Annotated in this window: 5 protein-coding genes; 4 read left to right on the forward strand and 1 reads right to left on the reverse strand. The window is 73.8% G+C overall.

Going from position 1 to position 3917, the window contains the following annotated elements:
- Positions 1-76 precede the first annotated feature (76 nt).
- Entirely contained in the window at positions 77-709 is a 633-nt protein-coding gene (locus VN520_RS29210) for a TIGR03085 family metal-binding protein (RefSeq protein ID WP_325749952.1), read from the reverse strand.
- Between the two features lie 84 nt (positions 710-793).
- Between VN520_RS29210 and hisI the strand changes: the two genes are divergently transcribed.
- The 4 genes from hisI to VN520_RS29230 all read left to right on the forward strand — a co-directional run bounded on the left by hisI (position 794) and on the right by VN520_RS29230 (position 3699).
- Positions 794-1174, forward strand: coding sequence for a phosphoribosyl-AMP cyclohydrolase (gene hisI / locus VN520_RS29215; protein WP_325749953.1), 381 nt, complete (start codon positions 794-796; stop codon positions 1172-1174).
- Between the two features lie 11 nt (positions 1175-1185).
- A complete protein-coding gene (locus VN520_RS29220) occupies positions 1186-2679 on the forward strand; it encodes an anthranilate synthase component I (protein ID WP_325749954.1) in 1494 nt (497 codons plus the stop codon).
- Between the two features lie 14 nt (positions 2680-2693).
- Entirely contained in the window at positions 2694-3353 is a 660-nt protein-coding gene (locus tag VN520_RS29225) for a TIGR02234 family membrane protein (RefSeq protein WP_325749955.1), read from the forward strand.
- Between the two features lie 94 nt (positions 3354-3447).
- The gene (locus VN520_RS29230) at positions 3448-3699 is read left to right on the forward strand and encodes an HGxxPAAW family protein (protein ID WP_325749956.1); all 252 of its coding nucleotides are present in this window, start codon (positions 3448-3450) and stop codon (positions 3697-3699) included.
- The last annotated feature ends 218 nt before the right edge of the window (positions 3700-3917 follow it).

The following is a 3917-nucleotide window of genomic DNA, read 5'->3' on the forward strand; positions in this document are numbered from 1 at the left end:
CGGTACGGGGCCCGCCGGGCGCCCGTACGCGGGCCCCGGGCTGGCTGAAGGCCGGGCCCGGCCGTGCGCAGCCGGGTTAAAGGCCGAGTTCGGCCGTGTGCAGCCGGGCCAGCGCGTCCTTGTCGCCGTCCAGCTCGACCCGCGCCGCGTCCTGCCGCCCCGCCGCGAACAGCAGCAGCTCACCCGGCTCCCCGGTGACCGTCACCACAGGGATGCCCTTGTGGGCCACCGCCGTCCGGCCGTCCGGGCGCCGCAGCACCAGACCCACCGGGGCCCGGCGGCCCAGCATCCGGGCCGTCCTCTCGGTGCGGGACCACAGCACATCGGCGAAGACCGGATCGAGGTCCCGCTGCGACCAGTCGGGCTGGGCCCGGCGCACGTCCTCCGCGTGGATGTAGAACTCGACGGTGTTGGCCGCCTCGTCCAGCTGCTTCAGGCCGAAGGGTGACATCCGGGGCGGGCCCGTCCGGATGAGCTGGACCAGTTCCTCGTACGGCTTGGCGGCGAATTCGGCCTGGACCCGCTCCAGCCGGTTCTTCAGGGCGCCCAGCAGGAGACCGCCCGCGGCGTCCGCGCGGCGTTCACGCACCACGACATGGGCGGCCAGGTCACGGGTCCTCCAGCCGCTGCACAGGGTCCGGGCCTCAGGACCCGCCGCTTCCAACAGGTCGGCGAGCAGGAGACGTTCACGCTTCGCATGGGTCGACATGCCCGCCAGCGTACGGCCGCCGCCCCCGGTCCGCCCAGTGGACGCACGGCCGGAGCGCCCGGTCCGGCGCGGCACAATGGGCGCATGACCAGCACCCCCGGCTCCACGCCCGCCAGCAATCTCGACCCGGCCGTCGCCGCCCGCCTCAAGCGCGGTCCCGACGGACTGGTCCCGGCCATCGCCCAGCAGTACGACACGGGCGAGGTGCTCATGCTCGGCTGGATGGACGACGAGGCGCTGCACCGCACCCTCACCACGGGCCGCTGCACCTACTGGTCCCGCAGCCGCCAGGAATACTGGGTCAAGGGCGACACCTCCGGCCACGTCCAGCAGGTCAGGTCCGTCGCGCTGGACTGCGACGCCGACACCGTCCTGGTGAAGGTCGACCAGACGGGTGCCGCCTGCCACACCGGCGACCGCACCTGCTTCGACAAGGACGTCCTTCCGCTCACCGTGTCCCGATAAGGTCAGCCGCCATGGATCTCGAGACCTTCCGCAAGCTCGCCGCCGACCGGCGTGTCATCCCCGTCAGCCGCCGGCTCCTCGCGGACGGCGACACCCCGGTCGGGCTCTACCGCAAGCTCGCGGCCGAGCGCACCGGCACGTTCCTCCTCGAATCCGCGGAGAACGGCCGCACCTGGTCCCGCTACTCCTTCATCGGGGTACGCAGCGCCGCCACCCTGACCGCCCTCGACGGGCAGGCCCACTGGCTCGGCACCCCACCGGTCGGCGTCCCCGTCGACGGGGACCCGCTGCAGGCCCTACGGGCCACCGTCGAGACGCTGCACACCTCCCGCGACCTGGTCGGCGACGACGGCCTGCCGCCGTTCACCGGAGGCATGGTCGGTTACCTCGGCTACGACGTCGTACGCCGGCTGGAGCGGATCACCGAGCACGGCGGCGACGATCTGGAGCTCCCCGAGCTCACCATGCTGCTCACCTCGGACCTCGCCGTGCTCGACCACGGCGACGGCACCGTCCTGCTGATCGCCAACGCGATCAACCACAACGACCTGGAGACCGGGGTCGACGAGGCGTACGCCGACGCGGTGGCCCGGCTCGACGCCATGGAGCGGGACCTGTCCCGGCCCGTGGAGAACGCTCCCGCCGCGCTGCCCCCCTCCGAACTCCCGTCCTACACCGCGCTGTGGGGCGGTCAGGCCTTCATGGACGCGGTGGAGGACGTCAAGGAGCGCATCAGGGCCGGCGAGGCCTTCCAGGTCGTCCCCTCCCAGCGCTTCGAGACGCCGTGCACGGCGAGCGCGCTGGACGTCTACCGGGTCCTGCGGGCCACCAACCCGTCGCCGTACATGTACCTCTTCCGCTTCGACGGCTTCGACGTCGTCGGCTCCAGCCCCGAGGCGCTGGTCAAGGTCGAGGACGGCCGGGCGATGGTTCACCCGATCGCCGGGACCAGGCACCGCGGCGCCACACCGCAGGAGGACCAGGCGCTCGCCGACGAACTCCTCGCCGACCCGAAGGAGCGCGCCGAGCACCTGATGCTCGTCGACCTCGGCCGCAACGACCTGGGACGGGTCTGCGCACCCGGCAGTGTCGAGGTGGTCGACTTCATGTCGGTCGAGCGGTACTCGCACGTGATGCACATCGTCTCCACCGTCACCGGACGCGTCGCCGAGGGCCGCAGCGCCTTCGACGTCCTCACCGCCTGCTTCCCCGCGGGCACCCTCTCCGGCGCGCCCAAGCCCCGCGCCCTGCAGATCATCGAGGAGCTCGAACCCACCCGCCGGGGCCTGTACGGGGGCTGCGTCGGCTACCTCGACTTCGCCGGGGACTCCGACACGGCCATCGCCATCCGGACCGCCCTGCTCCGCGACGGCACCGCGTACGTCCAGGCCGGTGCGGGCGTCGTCGCGGACTCCGACCCGGCCGCCGAGGACACGGAGTGCCGCAACAAGGCCGCCGCGGTCCTGCGGGCCGTGCACACGGCGAACCGCCTCAGGGCCCACTGAGCCGGTAGGGGATAGTGGAGTACGTGAGTGCTGTCCCCGTACCCCAGCCCCGTGCCCGAGCCGCCTCCGCACCCGACAGTGCGGGAAGCCGCCGAAGCCTGGCCGCCGGCCTGCTCCTCGGGGCGGCCGGCGCCACCGTCGTCCTCCTCGCCTCGGGGCAGACCTGGGCCGAGGGCGAGGCGGCCGTGGGCGGCGGCGCCCTGCCGCTCAGCGCCGACGGCCAGGAGGTCACCGGCCTCCCGGCAGCCCTGGCCGTCGTCGGCCTGGCCGCCCTCGTCGCGGTCTTCGCCGTCCGCGGCGCCGGCCGGCTGGTCGTCGCCGGGCTCCTGGCCCTCAGCGGCCTCGGTGCCGCCCTGAGCGCCTCCTCCGGCGCCTCGGACAGGTCGGCCCTGGACGAGCAGGCCGCGCAGACCACGGGCAACACCTCGGCCACCGTCGAAGCCCTCAGCCACACCGCCTGGCCCTACGTCACCGCGGCCGGCGGACTGCTGATCCTGCTCGCGGGACTGCTCGCCCTGCGCTACGGCAACCGCTGGCCGGCCATGTCGGGACGGTACGAACGCGACGGCACCCCCCGCCCCCGCAAGGCCGCCCGCACCGCCCCGGACCCCGAGCGGCCCGAGGAACTGTGGAAGGCCCTGGACCGCGGCGAGGACCCGACGCGCGAGGCGTGACCCCCAGCCTCGCGCTCACCGGCACGTGCGGGACAATGGCAGTGAGCTTTCCCAGCAGCGATTACTTCAGCGCACCACCAACAAGGAGCAACTCATGGCGGGCAGCAGCCACGGACACACCCCGGCCGCCTGGACCGGTGTCATCATCTCCTTCATCGGCTTCTGCATCGCGGGCCTCTTCATGGTCGCGGCCAACGCGCTCGGCTTCTGGGCCGGTGTGGCCGTCGCCATCCTCGGCGGGGTCGTCGGTCTCGCCATGAAGATGGCCGGCCTCGGCATGCCGAAGGAGTCCGACGAGATGAAGGCCGCCCGGGCCCGCGCCGCCCGGGCCCAGATCACGGCCTGACCCGTCCTCCGGCAGGTGCCGGTCCCAGGACACGACGCGAGGCGCAGCCCGGACCGGGCTGCGCCTCTCCGCGTGAGCGGGGACAATCGGCGCGTGGACGCCTCAGCCTCTCCCGCAGCCGCCGCCCCGGACCCCGGCCCCGTACCCGCCCCCGGGCACCCGGCGGCCCCGGCCCCGTACTCCGCCCCCGTACCCGCCCCCGGGCACCCGGCGGCCCC

This window comes from Streptomyces sp. (genome assembly GCF_035563135.1).
GTDB lineage: Bacteria > Actinomycetota > Actinomycetes > Streptomycetales > Streptomycetaceae > Streptomyces.

Bases quoted from the DNA above. Each gene is read 5' to 3' on its own strand.
- VN520_RS29210 (WP_325749952.1), bottom strand. From the start codon at position 709: ATGTCGACCCATGCGAAGCGTGAACGTCTCCTGCTCGCCGACCTGTTG.
- hisI (WP_325749953.1), top strand. From the start codon at position 794: ATGACCAGCACCCCCGGCTCCACGCCCGCCAGCAATCTCGACCCGGCC.
- VN520_RS29220 (WP_325749954.1), top strand. From the start codon at position 1,186: ATGGATCTCGAGACCTTCCGCAAGCTCGCCGCCGACCGGCGTGTCATC.
- VN520_RS29230 (WP_325749956.1), top strand. From the start codon at position 3,448: ATGGCGGGCAGCAGCCACGGACACACCCCGGCCGCCTGGACCGGTGTC.